Genomic DNA, 17459 nt, shown 5'->3' with positions numbered 1-17459 from the left:
TGGCTCCTGATTGCCGGGCTGGCCTGGTGCGGTGTCGGACGATACCGGACGATGGTAGGCGGACGATACCGGCCGCGTCAACGCCCTAACGCGCCCGCACCGACACGAACTTCCGCGCGTTGTTGCGCTGGATCAGCACCGCGATCACGCTGCCGCCGTTCGCTTCGAGCGACTGCACGTCGTCCGGCGTCTCGAGCAGCGTGTCGTTGAGCTCCAGCACGACGTCGCCCGGCTGGATGCCCGCGTGGGCTGCCGGGCCGTGCACCGCGTCCACCATCATCCCGACCGCGAGCCCGGTCGAGCGGCGCTCGTCGTCGCTCAGCGCGTGCATCGTCAGCCCGAGGCGGTCGCCGCCGTCGCCCGCGCCCGCACTCGCTCCCGCCCCCGGCCCCGGTCGTGCGGCCGCCTTCGGCGCGGCCATGCCGACGGTCGTGCCCGCGTTGCCGGCGGCCTCGTCGGCGCCCGTGATCGTCAGCCTCACCGGCGCGCGATTGCGGATCACGCGCAGCGGCGTCTTCTGGCCGGGCGGCAGCGCGGCGGCCAGGTCGTTCAGCTCGGCCGAACGGCCGATCGACTTGTCGCCCAGCTTGACGATCACGTCGCCGGGCCTCACGCCGGCCGCGGCCGCCGGCGAGCCGGGCGCCACGCCGTTGACGAGCGCGCCCGCCGGACGCGGCAGCCCGAACGCCGCGGCCAGCCCGATGCCGACATCCTGCACGTCGACGCCAAGCGCGTTGCCGGACGACGGCTCGCCCGGCTCCTGGGACTGCTGCGCCTGCGCCTGCATCTGCTTCTGCAGTTGCGCACGCACCTTTGCGGCAAACGCGATCGGAATCGCGAACGTCATGCTCGCGTAGCGGTCGGTGCCCGTATACACCTGCACCGCGATGCCGATCACGTCGCCCGCGCGATTGAATACGGGACCGCCCGAGTTGTCGGGGTTCGGGGCGATGTCGGTTTCGAAGAACGGAAACGCGCTGCCGTCCGGCAGCCGGTGCGACGTCGCGCTGACGATGCCGGCCGTGACCGTGTTGCCCGATCCGTCCGGCGCGCCGATCGTCATCACCGGTTCGCCCGCGCGTACCTTCGCCGAATCGCCGATGCGCACGAACGGCAGTTTCGTCGCGGTAACGCGCAGCACGGCGACATCGCTTTGCGGATCGACGGCCAGCACGGTCGCCTTGAATTCGCGGCGGTCCGTGAGCCGCACGGTCACGTCGGTCGCATCGTCGACCACGTGCGCGGAGGTGAGGATCAGGCCGTCGGCGCTGACGATGAAACCCGAGCCGGTGCCCGATACCGCACGCGGCGCCGTGTCGGGCGCCGGCGTCTGCGGGCCCTGCGCGGGAGGCGGCGCGCCGCGCCGGAAGAATGCGGCGAGCGGATCGTCGGGATCGAGGATCGTGAACGACTGGGCACCGGCCTGCTGGTCGGGTGCGGCGGTCATGATGGTCACGACCGCCGGGCCGTAGCGGTCGACGATCGCCGGAAAATCGACCGGCATCGCGTAAGGCGTCGCACCCGGCCTTTGCTTCGTCGCGGGTGGCGTGGCAGATGGCGACAGGGTTCCGGAAACGGCGGCCGGCGAAGGCAGCAAACAGCCGGCAAACACGCCCCCGATCAACGCGGTGCGAAGCACGGCGCGAGCAAGCGTCTGGCGAACCACGGTGCACCTCCCCCGGGCGTCGCGGCACCGACATGCGCGAGACGCGCAGGCGCCTGACAAGCACCGGTACACGCATCCATTTATAGTCCACGCGGCCTGTTCGAACATACGAATCGAAACCCGTATGCCGGGCAGCACGGCAGGCGCGGAGCCGCGACGGCGTTCGTTTCGAACAAAGTGTGCGGTTCGTCAATCCGCACAAGTCCGATTGTCGTGCGCGGCGGTGAGCGGTGTGTGCTGGTATGCGGAGCCGAACCCGGCGGCTGCATATCCGGTCGATGTACGAAGAACAGCCCGCTGACAGCGGTGAACTTGCTGCTGCCGACCGCCGAGAAGCGGTATCGAGTCAAAGGTTGGCGGCTTCCTTCACCGGATCGCCGCGCCGCCGGCTCAGGCAACGCGTACGCACGTCACGCCCCGCCCACCCGCTCCGCGATCGCCGACAGCATCCGCAACATCGGCTCGAACGCGTCGGCCGACGTATTGCCGAAACCGAGCACCAGCCCGTTGCCTGCCGATGCCGCATCGATCGAAAAGCCCGACAGCGGGAACGGCCCGATGCCGTGGGCGCGCGCCGCGTCGACGATCGCGCGATCGCGGTAGCGCGCAGGCAGCCGCAGCGCAAGATGCAGCCCGCACGGCCCGCCCTCGATCTGGTGCGGCACGCTCAGGCTGCCGTCGAGCGCGGCGAGCAGCAACCGCCGCCGGTCGCGGTACAGCCGGCGCATGCGGCCGAGATGGCGGCCGTACTCGCCCGTCTCGATGAAATCCGCCAGCGCGAGCTGCACGTGGCGCGTGCCGCCGCGCAGCATCTCCGGCAGCACCGGCCGCACCGCGGCCAGCAGCGCGTCGGGCAGCACGAGAAAACCGATGCGCAGCGCCGGAAACATCGTCTTGCTGAACGAGCCGAGATAGACGACGGGCGAATCGTCCGCGAGCCCGTGCATCGCGCCGATCGGCTCGCCGGTGTGACGGAATTCGCTGTCGTAGTCGTCCTCGATGATCCACGCACGATGCCGGCGCGCGGCATCGATCAGCGCGAGCCGGCGCGAGATCGACAGCACGGCGCCGGTCGGGAACTGGTTCGACGGCGTCGTATAGACGAGGCGCGGCGTCCGCTCGCGCCAGTCGTCCGCTTCGACGCGCAGCCCTTCCGCGTCGACCGGCATCGGCACGACGTCGAGATCGGCCGCCTGCATCGCGGTGCGCGCGCCGCGATAGCCGGGCTCCTCGACCCACACCGTATCGCCCGGGTTCGTCAGCAGCTGCGCACACAACGAGATCGCACCCTGTGCGCCCTCCGTGATCACGATCTGCTCGGGATCGCAGCGCACGCCGCGTGTCACGGCCAGATGGCGCGCGATCGATTCGCGCAGCGCGCGCTCGCCGAGCGGATCGCCATAACCGAGCAGGTCGCGGCCGCTGCGGCGCAGCGCACGGTCGATCGCGTGGCGCCACGCGTCCACCGGGAAATGCGTCAGCGCGGGCACGCCCGGCCGGAAACCCTCCGTTTCGCCGGTGCCGATGCGGCTCGGGCGAATGCGGCCGAGCCGCTGCGCAACGGCCGGCGGCGCGGCACGCCGGCGCGGCGGCGCCGGCCGCGACAACCCGACGACACGCGTGCCGCGCCGGTCGGACTGCAGGAAGCCTTCGGCGACGAGCTGCTCGTAGACGGCGGCCGTCGTGTTGCGCGACACGCCGAGCGTCTCGGCGAGCGCACGCGTGCCGGGCAGCCGGGTGCCGGCCGGCATCGCGCCGCCGAGAATCGCATCGCGCACGCGGCGCAGCAACTGGCGCTGCAGCGAAGGCGCGCCCGGCGTGCGCGCCAGCGGCGCGTCGAGCGGCAATAACGGCGCGTCGCCGGAAGGCAGGATTGTCGTCATCGGAACATCTCAGCGTGAAAATGTCGGAACGTGGCGGACGGCTAGTTGCGGACGGCCGGTTGCTGACGGCCAGCGGCACACGGCGCACGGCGCATGGCTCTTGGCTCTTGGCTCTTGGCTCGTGGCTCGTGGCTCGTGGCTCGTGGCTCGTGGCTCGTGGCTCGTGGCACCATAAATTCGCCAATCTCTGGCGCTTCTCATGGTACCTCGCCACGACTACGATCGTCTGCATGCCGGCATGTCGCCGGCCGCCAACCGAAGCGAGATCGACCTTGTCCACGCTCACCAACGCTTTCCAGCAATCCATCGGCCACCCCGTCCCCGACTGGTCCGCGCGCCCGCGCCCGGAGCGCATCGTGCTCGAAGGCCGCTACTGCCGGCTCGAACCGCTCGACGCCGAGCGCCACGCGGCCGACCTGTACGCCGCCTACGCCCAGGCGCCGGACGGCAGCGACTGGACCTATCTCGCACACGGCCCGTACACCGACGAGTCGAGCTACCGCGACTACGCGCGCGGCGCGCAGGCGAGCGCGGATCCGCTGCACTACACGGTGATCGACCGTGCCACGGGGCGCGCGGTCGGCACGCTCGCGCTGATGCGCATCGATCCGGCCAACGGCGTGATCGAGGTCGGCTCCGTCACGTTCTCGCCGCTGCTCAAGCGCACGCCCGTCTCGACCGAAGCGCAGTTCCTGCTGATGAAGTACGCGTTCGACACGCTCGGCTACCGGCGCTACGAATGGAAATGCGACGACCTGAACGTGCCGTCGCGCAAGGCCGCCGCACGGCTCGGCTTCCGCTACGAAGGCACGTTCCGGCAGGCGATCATCTACCGCGGCCGCAATCGCGACACCGCGTGGTTCTCGATCATCGACGGCGAATGGCCGGATGTCCGCGCCGCGTTCGACGCGTGGCTCGCACCGGAAAACTTCGACGCGCAGGGCAAGCAGCGCCAGTCGCTCACCGCGATCCGCCACGCGCAGGCGCGCGCGCGCGATGCGGCCGGCCGCGCGCACGACGCGACGCGCGTCACGGTGCGCCCGCTCGTCGCCGCCGACGAAGCCGCGTGGCGCCCGCTGTGGCAGGGTTATCAGAAGTTTTACGACACCGCGCTGAGCGACGCTGTGTTCGCGACGACGTGGGCCCGCCTGATGGATCCTGCCGAGCCGATGTTCGTGCTCGGCGCATTCGACGCATCGGGGGCGCTGGTCGGGATCGTGCATTCGATCTACCACCGCTCATGCTGGACCGAAGGGCCGTACTGCTACCTGCAGGACCTGTACACCGCGCCCGACGCACGCGGGCAAGGCGCAGGCGGTGCGCTGATCGAAGCCGTGTACGACCATGCCCGCGAAGCCGGCGCGAGCCGCGTGTACTGGCTCACGCACGAAACCAACACGACCGCGCGCGCGCTGTACGACAAGCTCGCGAACAACGCCGGGTTCATCCAGTACCGGCACGACGTGAAGAAATGACGGGATGCCCCGGCCGGCCGGCGTTCAGCCGCGAACGTCGGCCGGCGCGTATGCGTCGTCATCACCCTCCGCCGTGACGCCACACGCCGCGTCGGTTGCACCGGGCACCGACGCCGGGCAGATCATCTCGTCGCCATTGGCCGGCACGGGCCGTCGCACCGGCCGGAACACCGGCTCGCCCGGCTCGATCGGCTGCCCCGAGATCGCGCAGCGGCCCGGCTGCAACGCGACGCGCAAGCGCCAGCGCTGTTCGCCGTAATGGCAACGGCCGCTCTCGACCCAGCGAACCAGCAACGCGTCGTCGCCGGCCTCCAGCACCGTGACGAACAGTTGCGGGCGCAACGGCGAGACGGCCGCCGCGGCATGCTCGGGAGCAGGCGCTCCGCCGGGCGTCACGAGCGGATGCGCGGCGCCGCCGCGCGGCGGCATCGCATCGTGTTCGATCCGTGCCGGCGCATCGCACGGCACGTCTTCTTCGCAAATCAGGCTTTCCATGGTGTTGAGCATGCTTGACGGATTTCCGTGCAGGTTGAACGGCGCCGCGCTCAGCGCCGGCCCATCGGTTCGCGCAGCAGCGACAGGCCGATCGCCGCGCCGGTGACGGCGGCCGCGAGCATCAGTCCGATGCCGCCCGACCAGCCGAATGCACCGACGATCGCGCCGATTGCCAGCGGCCCGATCACCTGTCCGAGATAGTTGCCCTGCACGACCCAGCCGATGCTCAGCGGCGCCAGCGACGGCGTCGGCGCGGAGCCCGGTGCGCACGCGAGGATCGTCGCCGGCAGCATCCCCGCGATCGCCGAGAACGCGAAACCCAGCGCGACCGCGAGCGGTGCCGGTGTGGCCGCGCTGAAGAGTCCCGCGCCCGCCGCGCCGATCGCGACTGACGTCGCAGCCATGACGATCCCCGGCCGTGCGCCGCGCGACAGCAACCAGCCGGCCGTCAGGTTGCCGATCACGCACGCGGCGACGATCGCCGCGCTGATCAGCCCCGCCGCGCCGACCGCGACGCCGAGGCGCTGCATCAGGAAAACCGGCAGGAAAGTCATCGCCGCGAAGAACTGCACGTTGTAGGTGGCGAAACCCAGCGCGAGCAGCGTGGTCGACCGCGACGCGAGCACGTCGCGCAGCGCGGGCCCGATGCGCGGCGCCGCGGCCTGCCGGGCCGGCGTTTCGGCGGACGTCGTGACGGGCACCGCGGCCGCCGCGGCGAGCGTCAGCGCCGAGGCCGCGAGCCAGCCGTTGCGCCAGCCGCCGAGCAGCGGCCCGACCAGCATCGACAGCGCCATGCCGGCCGGCATGAACGTGCTCCACAGCCCGAACGCGAGATTGCGCCGCTCGGGCGGCGTCACGCGATTCAGCACCGCCGGCGCGGCGACCACCACGATCACGAAACCGAGCCCCTCCGCGAAGCGCGTGGCGAGCAGCAGCGCGAAGCTGCCGGCCGACGCGCCGGCGACACTCGACAGGCCGAGGATCACCAGGCCCGCGATCAGCATCCGCCGGTCGCCCCAGCGCCGTACCAGCAGCCCGGCCGCGATGCCGCCGAACACGCCGACGAACGGAAACACCGACATGATCCCGCTCAGCGAAGCGAGCGAGCCGCCGAACTCGTGCTGCAGCGACGGCAACGCGATCGTCGCCTTGCCGACGTGCAACGCGGACACGATGCTCGCCAGCACGACGTTCGCGACGGCGGCCCGGTAGCTGCGCGACGGCAGCGTCGCGGCATCGGCCGCGACAGGCGATTCGGTCATCTCCACCTCCGTTGGAGCGGCCGCGTGCAATGGGGTGCGTCACGCGTCCGCGATCGGACTGGCGCACATGATACAAATTGAAGTTAACTTCAAGTAAAGGGGTATCGCGCGCAACGATCCGTTTCGCCGATCGCGGCAATGGGCCCGCGCGGCGGCGAGCGGCCGCCTGATTTAAGCTGTCGGCTTCGCCCCGACCACGTTGCGCCCGCATGCCGACCGCCTCTCCCGCTCCCGCCGCCCCGCTTCCGCTCGACGCAGCCTGGTCGACCTTCCCCCGCCGCAAGGCCGCCGTGCGCATCTTCGTCGCCGGCTACTGCGCCGCACGCGACCGGCGCGATGCGCCGCTGCACGACAGCCCGGACGGCCAGGTCGTGCGGTTCGACGCCGGCATGGGGCGGCCTTTCGAGCACTTCGTGATCGAGGGCGCGCCCGCGTATGGCGACGGCCCGTTCACCGTCGGCGCATGGATCACGCGCTTCGGCGCCGCGCCGCTGCCGCCCGCGCTGGAAGGCAGGACACGCCGGTTGTCGGACGAGCATTTCATGGCCGCCGATATCGACACGCTGTCCGGCGACGATGCACTCGCGCAGGCGCTCGGTTGCCACACGCCGCGCGACGTCGAAACGTTCAATGCGGACGCCCCGTTCCCGCCATTCCAGCCGAATCCGGCCGCGTTCCTGTTCGCGCACCGCCTGGACGGGCAGATCGCCGCCACCGCGCGCTACGGTTTTGCGTCGGCGCACGATATCGTCGTCGACCGCGTCGCGACGGCAGATGCGTACCGCCGCCGGGGTCTCGCGATGCAGTTGCTCGCCGCGATCGTCGCGCACGCACGGCAACGCGGCGCGCAGCGCGTGTGGCTCGTGTCGACCGAGGCCGGCCTGCCGCTGTACCGCGCCGCCGGATTCACGCGGCTCGCACCGGTCGCGGTCGACGAAATCGTCGCCTGACCGCGCGTCGAACGGCGCTGTCCATCGCCGCGCGTCTCGCGATTCGTCTCATTGCACTGAGACGAACGTCCCAGCGTCTCACCGGCGTGCCGTTCAGCGGTTGCAGCAAGCTTCACGTCTCTCCCGCGTCGAATCGTCTCCTGTCAACGAACAGGCGAATGGTGCATCGCATCACGCACGTTCCGTCGAATCGCCACCCGGCGTACCCGCTCGAGCTGGCCCCGTTCCTGCATACCGGTCGATCGCGCAATCGCGCAACGGGCGCATCGGCAGCCATGCCGCGTGCCCGACGACAACCTGACGGAGACAGCAACGTGAGTACACCGGCATCGACCACCGCCCCCAGCATGAAAGCCGCCGTCTGGCATGGCCGCCACGACATCCGCGTCGAACAGGTTCCCGTTCCGGCGCGCCCGCCGGCCGGCTGGGTCACGATTCGCGTGCACTGGTGCGGGATCTGCGGTTCCGACCTGCACGAATACGTCGCCGGCCCCGTCTTCATCCCGGTCGACGCGCCTCATCCGCTGACGGGCCTGAAGGGCCAGTGCATCCTCGGCCACGAGTTCAGCGGCGAGATCGCCGAGCTCGGCGCGGGCGTGACGGGCTTCGCGGTCGGCGACCGCGTGACGGCCGACGCATGCCAGCATTGCGGCACCTGCTGGTATTGCCGGCACGGGCTGTACAACATCTGCGAGAACCTCGCGTTCACCGGGCTGATGAACAACGGCGCGTTCGCCGAATACGTGAACGTGCCGGCCGAGTTGCTGTACAAGCTGCCCGACGGTTTCCCGACCGAGGCCGGCGCGCTGATCGAGCCGCTCGCAGTCGGGCTGCATGCGGTCAAGAAGGCCGGCAACATCGTCGGGCAGACCGTCGTCGTGGTCGGCGCGGGCACGATCGGCCTGTGCACGATCATGTGCGCGAAGGCCGCGGGCGCCGGGCGCGTGATCGCGCTGGAGATGTCGGCCGCGCGCAAGCAGAAGGCGCTCGAGGTCGGCGCGAGCGTCGTCATCGACCCGAAGACGTCCGACGCGATCGCCGAAGTCAAGGCGCTGACCGACGGCTACGGCGCCGACGTGTCGTTCGAGTGCATCGGGCACACGGCCACGGCGAAACTCGCGATCGACGTGATCCGCAAGGCCGGCAAGTCGGTGATGGTCGGCATCTTCGAGGAGCCGGCACCGTTCAACTTCTTCGACATCGTGTCGACCGAAAAGGAAGTGATCGGCTCGCTCGCATACAACGGCGAGTTCGCGGACGTGATCCGCTTCATCGCGGACGGCCGCATCGACGTGCAGCCGCTCATCACCGGGCGCATCGCGCTCGGCGACATCGTCTCGCACGGCTTCGAGGAACTGGTCAATCACAAGGACCGTAACGTGAAGATCATCGTTCGGCCCGCCGTCGCCTGACCGCTCGCGCGGCCGCGGCACCGATTCGCGCCGCGGCACGCCTGCCGCAGCATCGTCCTGAAGCGTCGCCCGTACATGGGCGGCGCACCTGCCTTCCGTTCCCGTCCAGCTCCCTCCTTGCCGCCGTCGTCCTAAGCGGACCTGATGCCGCACCTCACGACAGACGCGCGAATCAAAAATATTCGTTATCCAAACCATCTGCCGTAGCGCGCCAAGGGTTCGATACGCGATCAGGGTTTCTCCGGATCAAGCGCGATTCGCCCGATGTCGACAGCGCATTGACGCAAGGCGATCCTGTGCAACGCGAGATCCGGCCTCCCGGCCGGGATCGTGGCGGCCCCGTGAAGGCGGCCGCGCCCCCCACAAAACCTTACGGCGTCACGGCGCCGACAGGCCGAGAATACGGGCCCACCCGGGATAGCTTGCAAACATGGTGTGTCATGAATCGTTCATTCTCGTTTAGCCGGGAACACGCATATAACATTCGATCGCTGACGATCCTGCAGAAGACGCATATCGGCTTCGCGCTCGTCACCACGCTGCTGGCCTTGCTCTGCGGCACGATCATCTGGGGGAGTTTCCGGCAATACCGGCAGGAAAACGCCGACCTGCAGAGCTTCGAATTCGTCCGCGGCGCGATGAGCGCCGCCAACGTGATCTCGGCCGAGCGCGGCCCGACGAACGACCTGCTGGTACGCCTGCAGGACGACGGCGCCGCCGAGATCCGCAACCTGCTCGCCGCGCGCGCGCGTTCCGACAACGCGCTCGAACGTTTTCGCGCCGGCATCGCGCAGGCGGCCGTGCTCGACGACCGCGAACGCGGCAACCTGCTGCATGCACTCGACTCCGTCCGGATGATGCTTGCCGATGCGCGTGCCGAAGTCGATGCGCTCGACGCGCGGCCGCTCGCGTCACGCACCGTTCACGATATCCAGCACGCGCAGGCGCGCCTGTTCCGGATCGTCGACACGCTGTCGCTGCTGATCGACGGCGCGATGAGCGACACGGCGATGCGCGACCCGCGCACGTCCGGTGCGATCCTGCTCGCGCGGCTCCTCGGCGATCTCCGGGAATACGCGGGGCGCACGGGTTCGCTGCTGATCGCGCCGATGTTCGCGCGGCAGGCGCTCGATCGCGCGCAGTTCGCGGACATCATGAGGATGCGCGGCCGCATCGAGCAGTTGCGTGCGCTGATCGACGGCGCGATCGGCACGCAGCTCGACGACCCCGACGTCGCACGCGAATATGCACAGCTCAACGCGGCCTTCGACGCGCGCATCCTGCCGCTCGTCGACGCGACCGTCGCCGGCGGCCGGGACGGCGCGTATGCCATGAGCGCCGCCGATTTCTCCCGCGCGATCGTGCCGCATTTCCGGCCGAGCGAGCTGCTGCGCGACCGCGTGATCGACCTTGCCCGGCATCGCGCGATCGGCGACCGGAACGCCGCGCGGGTCAGGGTCGGGGGGTCGGCGTTCGCCACGACGCTGTGCATCGCGATCCTGGCCTCGCTCGCGCGCGGCATGCAGCGGCTGCTGTCGAAGCCGCTCGATGTGCTCGGCCGCCGGATCGTCGCGCTCAGCGAAGGCGATACGTCGCACGTCGCGCTGCCGCGCGGCGTCGGGCCCGAGATCGCGCGGATCCACGCGTCGCTGGAAACGTTGCGCAACGCGACCGTCCGCCGCGACATGCTCGAGCGCCAGCGCAACGACATGCTGACGCTGTTTTCGCACGACATGCGCGCCCCGCTGACATCGCTGATCATCCTGATCGACACGCAGGCGCAGCGGGCGGGCGACGCGCAGATGAAGCAGCAGTTCGCGAGAATCGCCAGGCTGGCGCGGCACACGCTGGCGATGGCCGACGGCTTCGCGCAGCTGTCGCGTGCGGAGGCGAGCGAATACGAACGCGTGCCGGTCAACCTCGCCGACCTGATGAACGAGGCACGCGATGCGGTGTGGCCGCTCGCGCACCGGAAATCCATGTCGATCGACGACGTGCCGCGGCGCGACGACACGATCGTGCGGGGCGACCCGGCGCTGCTGTCGCGCGCGCTGATCAACCTGCTGGACAACGCCATCAAGTACAGCGCGCCGCTGACGAGCGTCGAATGCAAGGTCGAGCCGGGCGCCGACGGCAAGACCGTGCGCTGCACGATCCGCGACAGCGGGTGCGGAATCAGCAGCGGGGACCAGACGCGGCTGTTCGAGCGCTACCGGCGCTTCCGCACCGCCGGCCAGCCGGAAACCAGCGGCGTCGGGCTCGGCATGGCGTTCGTCAAGGCCGTCGTCGAACGGCACGGAGGCCACATCCACGTGCACAGCGTCGTGCTGCAGGGCACCACCATCACGATCACGCTGCCGGCCGCGGCGGCACCATGACGACGGTGCCGCCGGTGCCGGCGGAAAGCGGCCGAAGCCGTGCCGCAGCCCCGCGCGATTCTTCGATATACTGGACCGAACCCTTTTCGGGGCAACCGGTGGCCACCACACCCATTGCGCGTTCGCCCCAACCTGCGTGGAATTGCTCACCGTGAAACCGCGAGCCGGACTGATTCTCGAACTCTTCGTCAACCTGGTGCTGCCCTGGGTTGCCTACCGGGCCGCGCAGCCGTATTTCGGCGAAACCGGCGCGCTGTACGCGTCGGCGGTCCCACCGGTCATCTGGTCGATCGTCGAATTCATCCGCTCGCGCCGCGTCGATGCGGTGGCGGCCATCGTGCTGCTCGGCATCGCGCTGTCTATCATCGGGATGGCGTTCGGCGGCAGCGCGCGCACGCTGCTGATGCGCGAATCGCTCGCGTCGGGCACGATCGGCGTCGTGTTCCTGCTGTCGCTGTTCCGCGAACGCCCGCTGATCTTCTATCTCGCCCGCGCCACCATCGCCCGCGAAATGGATGGCGGTGCCGCGCATTTCGAAGCGGTCTGGAACGCGCAGCCGGGGCTGCGACAGATGCTCCGGCGCATGACCTTCGTCTGGGGCGGGTTCATGACGCTGGAAATGCTGCTGCGCTGCTGGATGGTCGTGACCTGGCCGGTCGAACGCGTGCTGGTCGTGTCGCCGATCATCGGCTATACCGTGTTCGGCTGTCTGCTAACGTGGACGTTCTGGTACCGGCGGCGGATGCGCGTGCGCAACAGCGTCCACATCCCGGGCCGCGACGGCGTCACCGAAACCGCCGGCCGCTGACGGCTCCCGGCCGGCATGACCGGAAGGCTGCTGTATGATGCGCGGCGTCTCGTCCGACGAATGCCGCTCCTGTCATGTCCCTCTCGCTCCTTCCATCCGCCACGATCTGGCTCGCCCTGTTCGCGGCCGCCGCGTTTGCGTGGTATCGCCCGCAGCACGGGCTGAGCGTCGGCCTTGCCGCGCTCGGTTATGCGTGCGCGCTGGCGTTCGGCAAGCTCGCGCCGCTCGCGCTGGCGCCGCTCGCGTTGCTGGCCGGGGCCGCCTGGGGCGTGATGCCCGGGCGCCCGCGCGCGGTGCGCATCGCCGCGCACGCCGTCTTCGCCGCACTCGCGATCGCGCTCAGCCTGCACCTGCTTCCCGGCTTCCACAATCCCCTCGTGATCGCCCCGACGCGCTTCACGCCGGATGCCGTCCCGTTCACGATGTACCTGAACCTCGACAAGCCGCTCGTCGGCCTGTGGCTGGTGTGGGTGCTGCCGTGGGTCGCCCCCGACGTCCCGCTGTCGCGCGCGCTGCGCACCGGCGCGGTGGCGGCCGTCGCCACGGCGGCCGCGTGCCTGGCCGGCGCGCTCGCGTTCGGCATGGTCGGCTGGGCGCCCAAGTGGCCGGCGTCGGGCTGGCTGTGGCTCGTCAATAACCTGCTGCTCGTGACGCTCGCCGAGGAAGCGCTGTTCCGCGGTTACGTGCAGGGCGGGCTGACGCGCGCGTTCGGTGCGTTCGCGTGGGGGCCCTGGGCCGCGCTGGCGATCGGCGCGGTGCTGTTCGGCGCCGCGCATGCGGCCGGCGGCTGGTCATGGATCGTGCTCGGCACGGTGGCCGGCGTCGGCTACGGCCTCGCATGGCGGCGCGGCGGACTGCTCGCGTCCGCGCTCGCGCATGCGGGGCTCAACGTCATCCACTTCGGACTGTTCACCTACCCGATGCTCGCCGCCGCGCGCTGACGGCCGCGCGGCACCGCCGCTCAGTTGAACCCGGCGATCGCGTGCGGCACGTACGGGCGTTCGAGCGTGGCGATCTCGTCGTCGGTCAGTTTCAGTTCGAGCGCGGCCAGTGCGTCGTCCAGTTGCCGCGGCTTCGAAATACCGACGATCGGCGCGGTGACCCCGGCCTTCTGCGCGACCCACGCGAGTGCCACCTGCGCACGCGGCACGTTCCGTGCGGCCGCGATCGTCGCAACGGCGTCGACGACCGCCCTGTCCGACTGCGCCGTCGCATCGTAAAGCCGCTGGCCGACCTCGTCGCTCTGCTGCCGCTCGGTCGACTCGTCCCAGTTGCGCGTCAGGCGGCCACGCGCGAGCGGGCTCCATGGAATCACCGCGATCCCCTCGTCTGCGCACAGCGGCAGCATTTCGCGCTCTTCTTCCCGATACAGCAGGTTCAGGTGGTTCTGCATGCTGACGAAGCGGGTCCAGCCGTGCTGCTTCGACGTATGCAGCGCCTTCGCGAACTGCCACGCGAACATCGACGACGCGCCGATATAACGCGCCTTGCCGGCCTTCACGACGTCGTGCAGCGCCTCGAGCGTCTCCTCGATCGGCGTGCCGTAATCCCAGCGGTGAATCTGGTAGAGATCGACGTAATCGGTGCCGAGCCGCTTCAGGCTCTGGTCGATGTCGGTCATGATCGCCTTGCGCGACAGCCCCGCGCCGTTCGGCCCCGGCCGCATCCGGTAGAACACCTTGGTCGCGATCACGATCTCGTCGCGTTTCGCGAAATCGCGCAGCGCGCGGCCGACGATCTCCTCCGACGTGCCGTCCGAATAGATGTTCGCGGTATCGAAGAAGTTGATGCCGGCTTCGATCGCCCGCTGGATGATCGGGCGGCTCTCCGCTTCCGGCAGCGTCCACGGGTGCGAGCCGCGTGACGGTTCGCCGAACGTCATGCAACCCAGCACCAGTCTGGACACTTCCAGCCCTGTCGATCCGAATTTCACGTATTCCATTGCACGCCTCGCGATTGAAGTTGAGCTGACGGCCGGTTGCGCGCCGCGCATCCGCCGGACCGTCGCATGGTATCCCGGGCGGCAAAAAGACGTGCGGCGTCGCCGCGTCGGACGAAGGGGCGTTCGCCGGCGCGAGGGCGTGCGAGACCGAGCGAGGCGCCGTCTGCGCGGGACGTGCGCTGCGGCTCGGGCCGCTTACTTGGCCTGGTCGGCGATCGGCTGCAGGAACGCGGAAAAGCCGGTCAGCATGATCTGCACGCCGATGCACAGCAGCAGGAACGCCGACACGCGCTTCGCGACCTTGGTGCCTTCGCTGCCGAGGTAGCGCGACAGCAGCGCGGAGCGGCTGTAGACCTGCCAGATCACGACCGCGACCAGCACGGACACGGCGATCGACACGATGCTCGACAGCATGAACTCCGACAGCTTGTGCGTGCGGTTCGCGTTCAGCGCGATCGCGGTCGCGATCGAGCCGGGGCCGACCGTCAGCGGCACGGTCAGCGGGAAGAACGCGCGCGTCATGATCGCGTTCGCGTCGATCGGCTTGACCGGCGTGTCGCCGCCGCCCGGCCCGTCGGGTTCGTTCAGCATCTGCCAGCCGGCCACGGCAACCGCGAAGCCGCCGCCGATCCGCAGCGCTTCCATCGAGATCCCGAAGAAATGCAGCACCGGCGTGCCGGCGAAAAACGCGACCAGCAGCACGATGAACGAGTTGAACGCGACCTTCCGGGCGAGCAGGTCCCGCTCGTGTTCGGTGAGCGCCTCGGTCCGCTCGAGAAACAGGAACGCGATGCCGATCGGGTTGATGATGCCGATCAGGCCGGTGAAGCCGAACAGGATCTCGGAGATAAGGCGGTTGACGATCATCGGATGAAGAATCGGTCGGGGCTGGGCCGGCGGGGCGCCGGGGGTCACGCATTGTAGAGCAAGCGCCCGCGGCGCAAAATGCGGGCTCGCCCGTTGCGCCGCCGAGCGTCTCCGCTTGCGCTTATTCGGCGCCCGCCTCCCATGCCGGCGGCCGCTTCGCGAAAAACGCGGCGAAGCCTTCCTTCGCTTCCGGCGTCGCCCGCACGCGGGAGATCGTCTGCGCGGTGAACGCCGCGCGCTCGTCGGACGACGGATACTCGCCGATCGTGTCGAAGAAGCGCTTGATCTCCATCAGCGCGTTCGGGCCGTTCCGGCCGAATTCGGCGAGCGTCCGGTCGAGTGCTTCGTCGAGCGAATCGAGCGGCACGGCCTGGTGGATCAGGCCGATCGCGACCGCCTCGCCGGCGGCGAGCTGCGTCGCGGTGAGCGCGAGCCGCCGCGCCTGGCGCTGGCCGACCGCCTCGACCAGATACGGCCCGATCACGGCCGGCAGGATCCCGAAGCGTGCCTCGCTGACCGAGAAACGCGCGTGATCGCTCGCAATCACGATGTCGCACGCCGCGCACAGGCCGACGCCGCCGCCGAACGCGTGACCTTGCACGCGCGCCACCGTCGGCTTCGGGCATTGCCGGATCGCGCGCATCATCGCGGCGAACCGCTCCGCATCGCGCAGGTTCGCGGCCGCGTCGTTCGCGCTCGCGCGCTGCATCCACTGCAGGTCGGCGCCCGCGCAGAACGCGCGGCCGTCCGAACGCAGCACGATCGCGCGCACGTCGTCGCGCGAGCCGAGCGTGGTGAACGCGGCGGTCAGTTCGGCGATCATCGTTTCGTCGAACGCGTTGAGCACGTCGCCGCGCTGCAATGCGACGGTTGCGATGCCGCGCGCATCGACCGTGACGGCCAGGGTCTTCAATCCATCCATCGAACAGGTTTCCTCGGGTAGAACGGCAAACATCGGAATTACGCGGCCTGGCGGCGGTCGATCACGCGCCGGGCCTTGCCGGTCGCGGTCGCGGGAATGCCGCCGGCCGCCAGCACCGTCACGCCGGACGACACGCCGACCATCGTCTTGATCCGGTGCTGCAGCTCGCGCGCGAGCGCCGCGCGATCGCTTTCGGTGACGGACGCGGCCGCTTCGGAGCGCAGTTCGACCGCGAGGTCGAGCCGGTCCATGTGACCGTCGCGCGACAGCGTGATCTGGAACTGGCCCGACAGCTGCGGCAGCGCGACGACGATCTCCTCGATCTGGCTCGGGAACACGTTCACGCCGCGCACGATCAGCATGTCGTCGGAGCGGCCGGTGATCTTCGCGAGCCGGCGCATCGCGCGCGCGGTGGGCGGCAGCAGCGCGGTGAGGTCGCGCGTGCGGTAGCGGATCACCGGCATCGCTTCCTTCGTCAGCGACGTGAACACGAGCTCGCCCTGGCTGCCGTCGGGCAGCACTTCGCCCGTGACGGGATCGATGATCTCCGGATAGAAATGGTCTTCCCAGATCACCGGGCCGTCCTTCGTCTCGACGCATTCGCACGCGACGCCCGGCCCCATCACTTCCGACAGCCCGTAGATGTCCAGCGCGTCGATGCCCACGCGCGTCTCCACTTCCTCGCGCAGCGCCTGCGTCCACGGCTCGGCACCGAAGACGCCGATCTTCAGCGACGACTCGGCCGGGTCCATCCCCTGTCGCACCATCTCGTCGATCAGGTTCAGCATGTACGACGGCGTGACGAGGATGATCTTCGGCTCGAAATCGCGGATCAGTTGCACCTGCTTCTCGGTCTGCCCGCCCGACATCGGCACAACCATGCAGCCGAGCCGCTCCGCGCCGTAGTGAATCCCGAGGCCGCCCGTGAAGAGGCCGTAGCCGAACGCGTTGTGCAGCGTGTCGCCCGGGCGGCCGCCGGCCGCGCGGATCGAGCGCGCGGTCACGTTCGCCCAGGTATCGATGTCGCGCGCGGTGTAGCCGACCACCGTCGGCTTGCCCGTCGTACCGCTCGACGCGTGCACGCGCACGACCTGCTCGCGCGGCACCGCGAACAGCCCGAACGGATAGTTGTCGCGCAAATCGCTCTTGGTCGAGAACGGGAACTTCGCGAGATCGGCGAGCGACTTCAGGTCGTCCGGATGCACGCCCGCCGCGTCGAACGTGCGGCGATAGTGCGGGACGTTGTCGTACGCGTGGCGCAGCGACCACTTCATGCGCTCGAGCTGCAGTGCCTGCAGTTCGTCGCGGCTGGCGGTCTCGATCGGCTCGAGGGCGGCGGCGGGATGCGTCGGGTGGGTCATCGGGGTGCTCCTCCAATGGAGTGATGTCGTTATCGTGT

Annotated in this window: 14 protein-coding genes; 6 read left to right on the top strand and 8 right to left on the bottom strand. The window is 69.7% G+C overall.

Features of this window, described 5'->3' with window-relative positions; translation table 11 throughout:
- Positions 1–85: 85 nt before the first annotated feature.
- A complete protein-coding gene (locus DPV79_RS26105; protein ID WP_113046820.1) occupies positions 86–1666 on the bottom strand; it encodes a trypsin-like peptidase domain-containing protein in 1581 nt (526 codons plus the stop codon).
- 410 nt (positions 1667–2076) lie between these two features.
- Complete coding sequence (pdxR, locus tag DPV79_RS26100; protein ID WP_059496816.1) at positions 2077–3549, bottom strand: MocR-like pyridoxine biosynthesis transcription factor PdxR; 1473 nt, start codon at positions 3547–3549, stop codon at positions 2077–2079.
- A 272-nt stretch (positions 3550–3821) separates the two neighbouring features.
- On the opposite strand from pdxR, the gene DPV79_RS26095 reads away from it, so the two are divergent.
- The gene (locus tag DPV79_RS26095; protein WP_042978223.1) at positions 3822–5024 is read left to right on the top strand and encodes a GNAT family N-acetyltransferase; all 1203 of its coding nucleotides are present in this window, start codon (positions 3822–3824) and stop codon (positions 5022–5024) included.
- A 24-nt stretch (positions 5025–5048) separates the two neighbouring features.
- On the opposite strand, the gene DPV79_RS26090 is transcribed toward DPV79_RS26095, so the two are convergent.
- Both DPV79_RS26090 and DPV79_RS26085 read right to left on the bottom strand, forming a co-directional pair.
- Complete coding sequence (locus DPV79_RS26090) at positions 5049–5531, bottom strand: DUF3331 domain-containing protein (protein WP_059650461.1); 483 nt, start codon at positions 5529–5531, stop codon at positions 5049–5051.
- Between the two features lie 38 nt (positions 5532–5569).
- Positions 5570–6781 (bottom strand): MFS transporter, encoded by a 1212-nt coding sequence (locus DPV79_RS26085; RefSeq protein ID WP_059687047.1) that lies wholly within the window; start codon positions 6779–6781, stop codon positions 5570–5572.
- A gap of 209 nt (positions 6782–6990) precedes the next feature.
- Here DPV79_RS26085 and DPV79_RS26080 point away from each other — a divergent pair, with 209 nt between their 5' ends.
- The 5 genes from DPV79_RS26080 to DPV79_RS26050 all read left to right on the top strand — a co-directional run bounded on the left by DPV79_RS26080 (position 6991) and on the right by DPV79_RS26050 (position 13270).
- Positions 6991–7731 carry a GNAT family N-acetyltransferase gene (locus tag DPV79_RS26080; RefSeq protein WP_113046819.1) on the top strand — a complete coding sequence of 247 codons (741 nt, stop codon included), beginning with the start codon at positions 6991–6993 and terminating at the stop codon, positions 7729–7731.
- A 347-nt stretch (positions 7732–8078) separates the two neighbouring features.
- Positions 8079–9143, top strand: a complete 1065-nt coding sequence (locus DPV79_RS26070) for a 2,3-butanediol dehydrogenase (RefSeq protein ID WP_042978224.1) — start codon at positions 8079–8081, stop codon at positions 9141–9143.
- Between the two features lie 440 nt (positions 9144–9583).
- Positions 9584–11521, top strand: coding sequence for a sensor histidine kinase (locus tag DPV79_RS26060; protein ID WP_113046817.1), 1938 nt, complete (start codon positions 9584–9586; stop codon positions 11519–11521).
- Positions 11522–11672: 151 nt separating this feature from the next.
- Positions 11673–12329 carry a VC0807 family protein gene (locus DPV79_RS26055; RefSeq protein WP_027791830.1) on the top strand — a complete coding sequence of 219 codons (657 nt, stop codon included), beginning with the start codon at positions 11673–11675 and terminating at the stop codon, positions 12327–12329.
- A 74-nt stretch (positions 12330–12403) separates the two neighbouring features.
- Entirely contained in the window at positions 12404–13270 is an 867-nt protein-coding gene (locus tag DPV79_RS26050) for a CPBP family intramembrane glutamic endopeptidase (RefSeq protein ID WP_059488036.1), read from the top strand.
- A gap of 20 nt (positions 13271–13290) precedes the next feature.
- Here the strand turns inward: DPV79_RS26050 and DPV79_RS26045 are convergent, their stop codons facing one another.
- The 4 genes from DPV79_RS26045 to paaK form a co-directional block, all read right to left on the bottom strand.
- Positions 13291–14271, bottom strand: a complete 981-nt coding sequence (locus tag DPV79_RS26045) for an aldo/keto reductase (RefSeq protein ID WP_059496827.1) — start codon at positions 14269–14271, stop codon at positions 13291–13293.
- A 195-nt stretch (positions 14272–14466) separates the two neighbouring features.
- Positions 14467–15138: a MarC family protein gene (locus tag DPV79_RS26040; RefSeq protein ID WP_021162011.1), complete on the bottom strand. Its 672-nt coding sequence runs from the start codon at positions 15136–15138 to the stop codon at positions 14467–14469.
- A gap of 121 nt (positions 15139–15259) precedes the next feature.
- A complete protein-coding gene (locus DPV79_RS26035) occupies positions 15260–16060 on the bottom strand; it encodes an enoyl-CoA hydratase-related protein (protein ID WP_113046816.1) in 801 nt (266 codons plus the stop codon).
- Between the two features lie 38 nt (positions 16061–16098).
- Positions 16099–17421 (bottom strand): phenylacetate--CoA ligase PaaK, encoded by a 1323-nt coding sequence (paaK, locus tag DPV79_RS26030; protein ID WP_113046815.1) that lies wholly within the window; start codon positions 17419–17421, stop codon positions 16099–16101.
- Positions 17422–17459 lie beyond the last annotated feature (38 nt).

The organism is Burkholderia reimsis (assembly GCF_003294055.1).
In the GTDB taxonomy this organism is placed as follows: domain Bacteria; phylum Pseudomonadota; class Gammaproteobacteria; order Burkholderiales; family Burkholderiaceae; genus Burkholderia; species Burkholderia cepacia.
The sequence above is the reverse complement of the archived record's forward strand: the minus strand, read 5'-3'. Positions and strand labels throughout refer to the sequence as shown.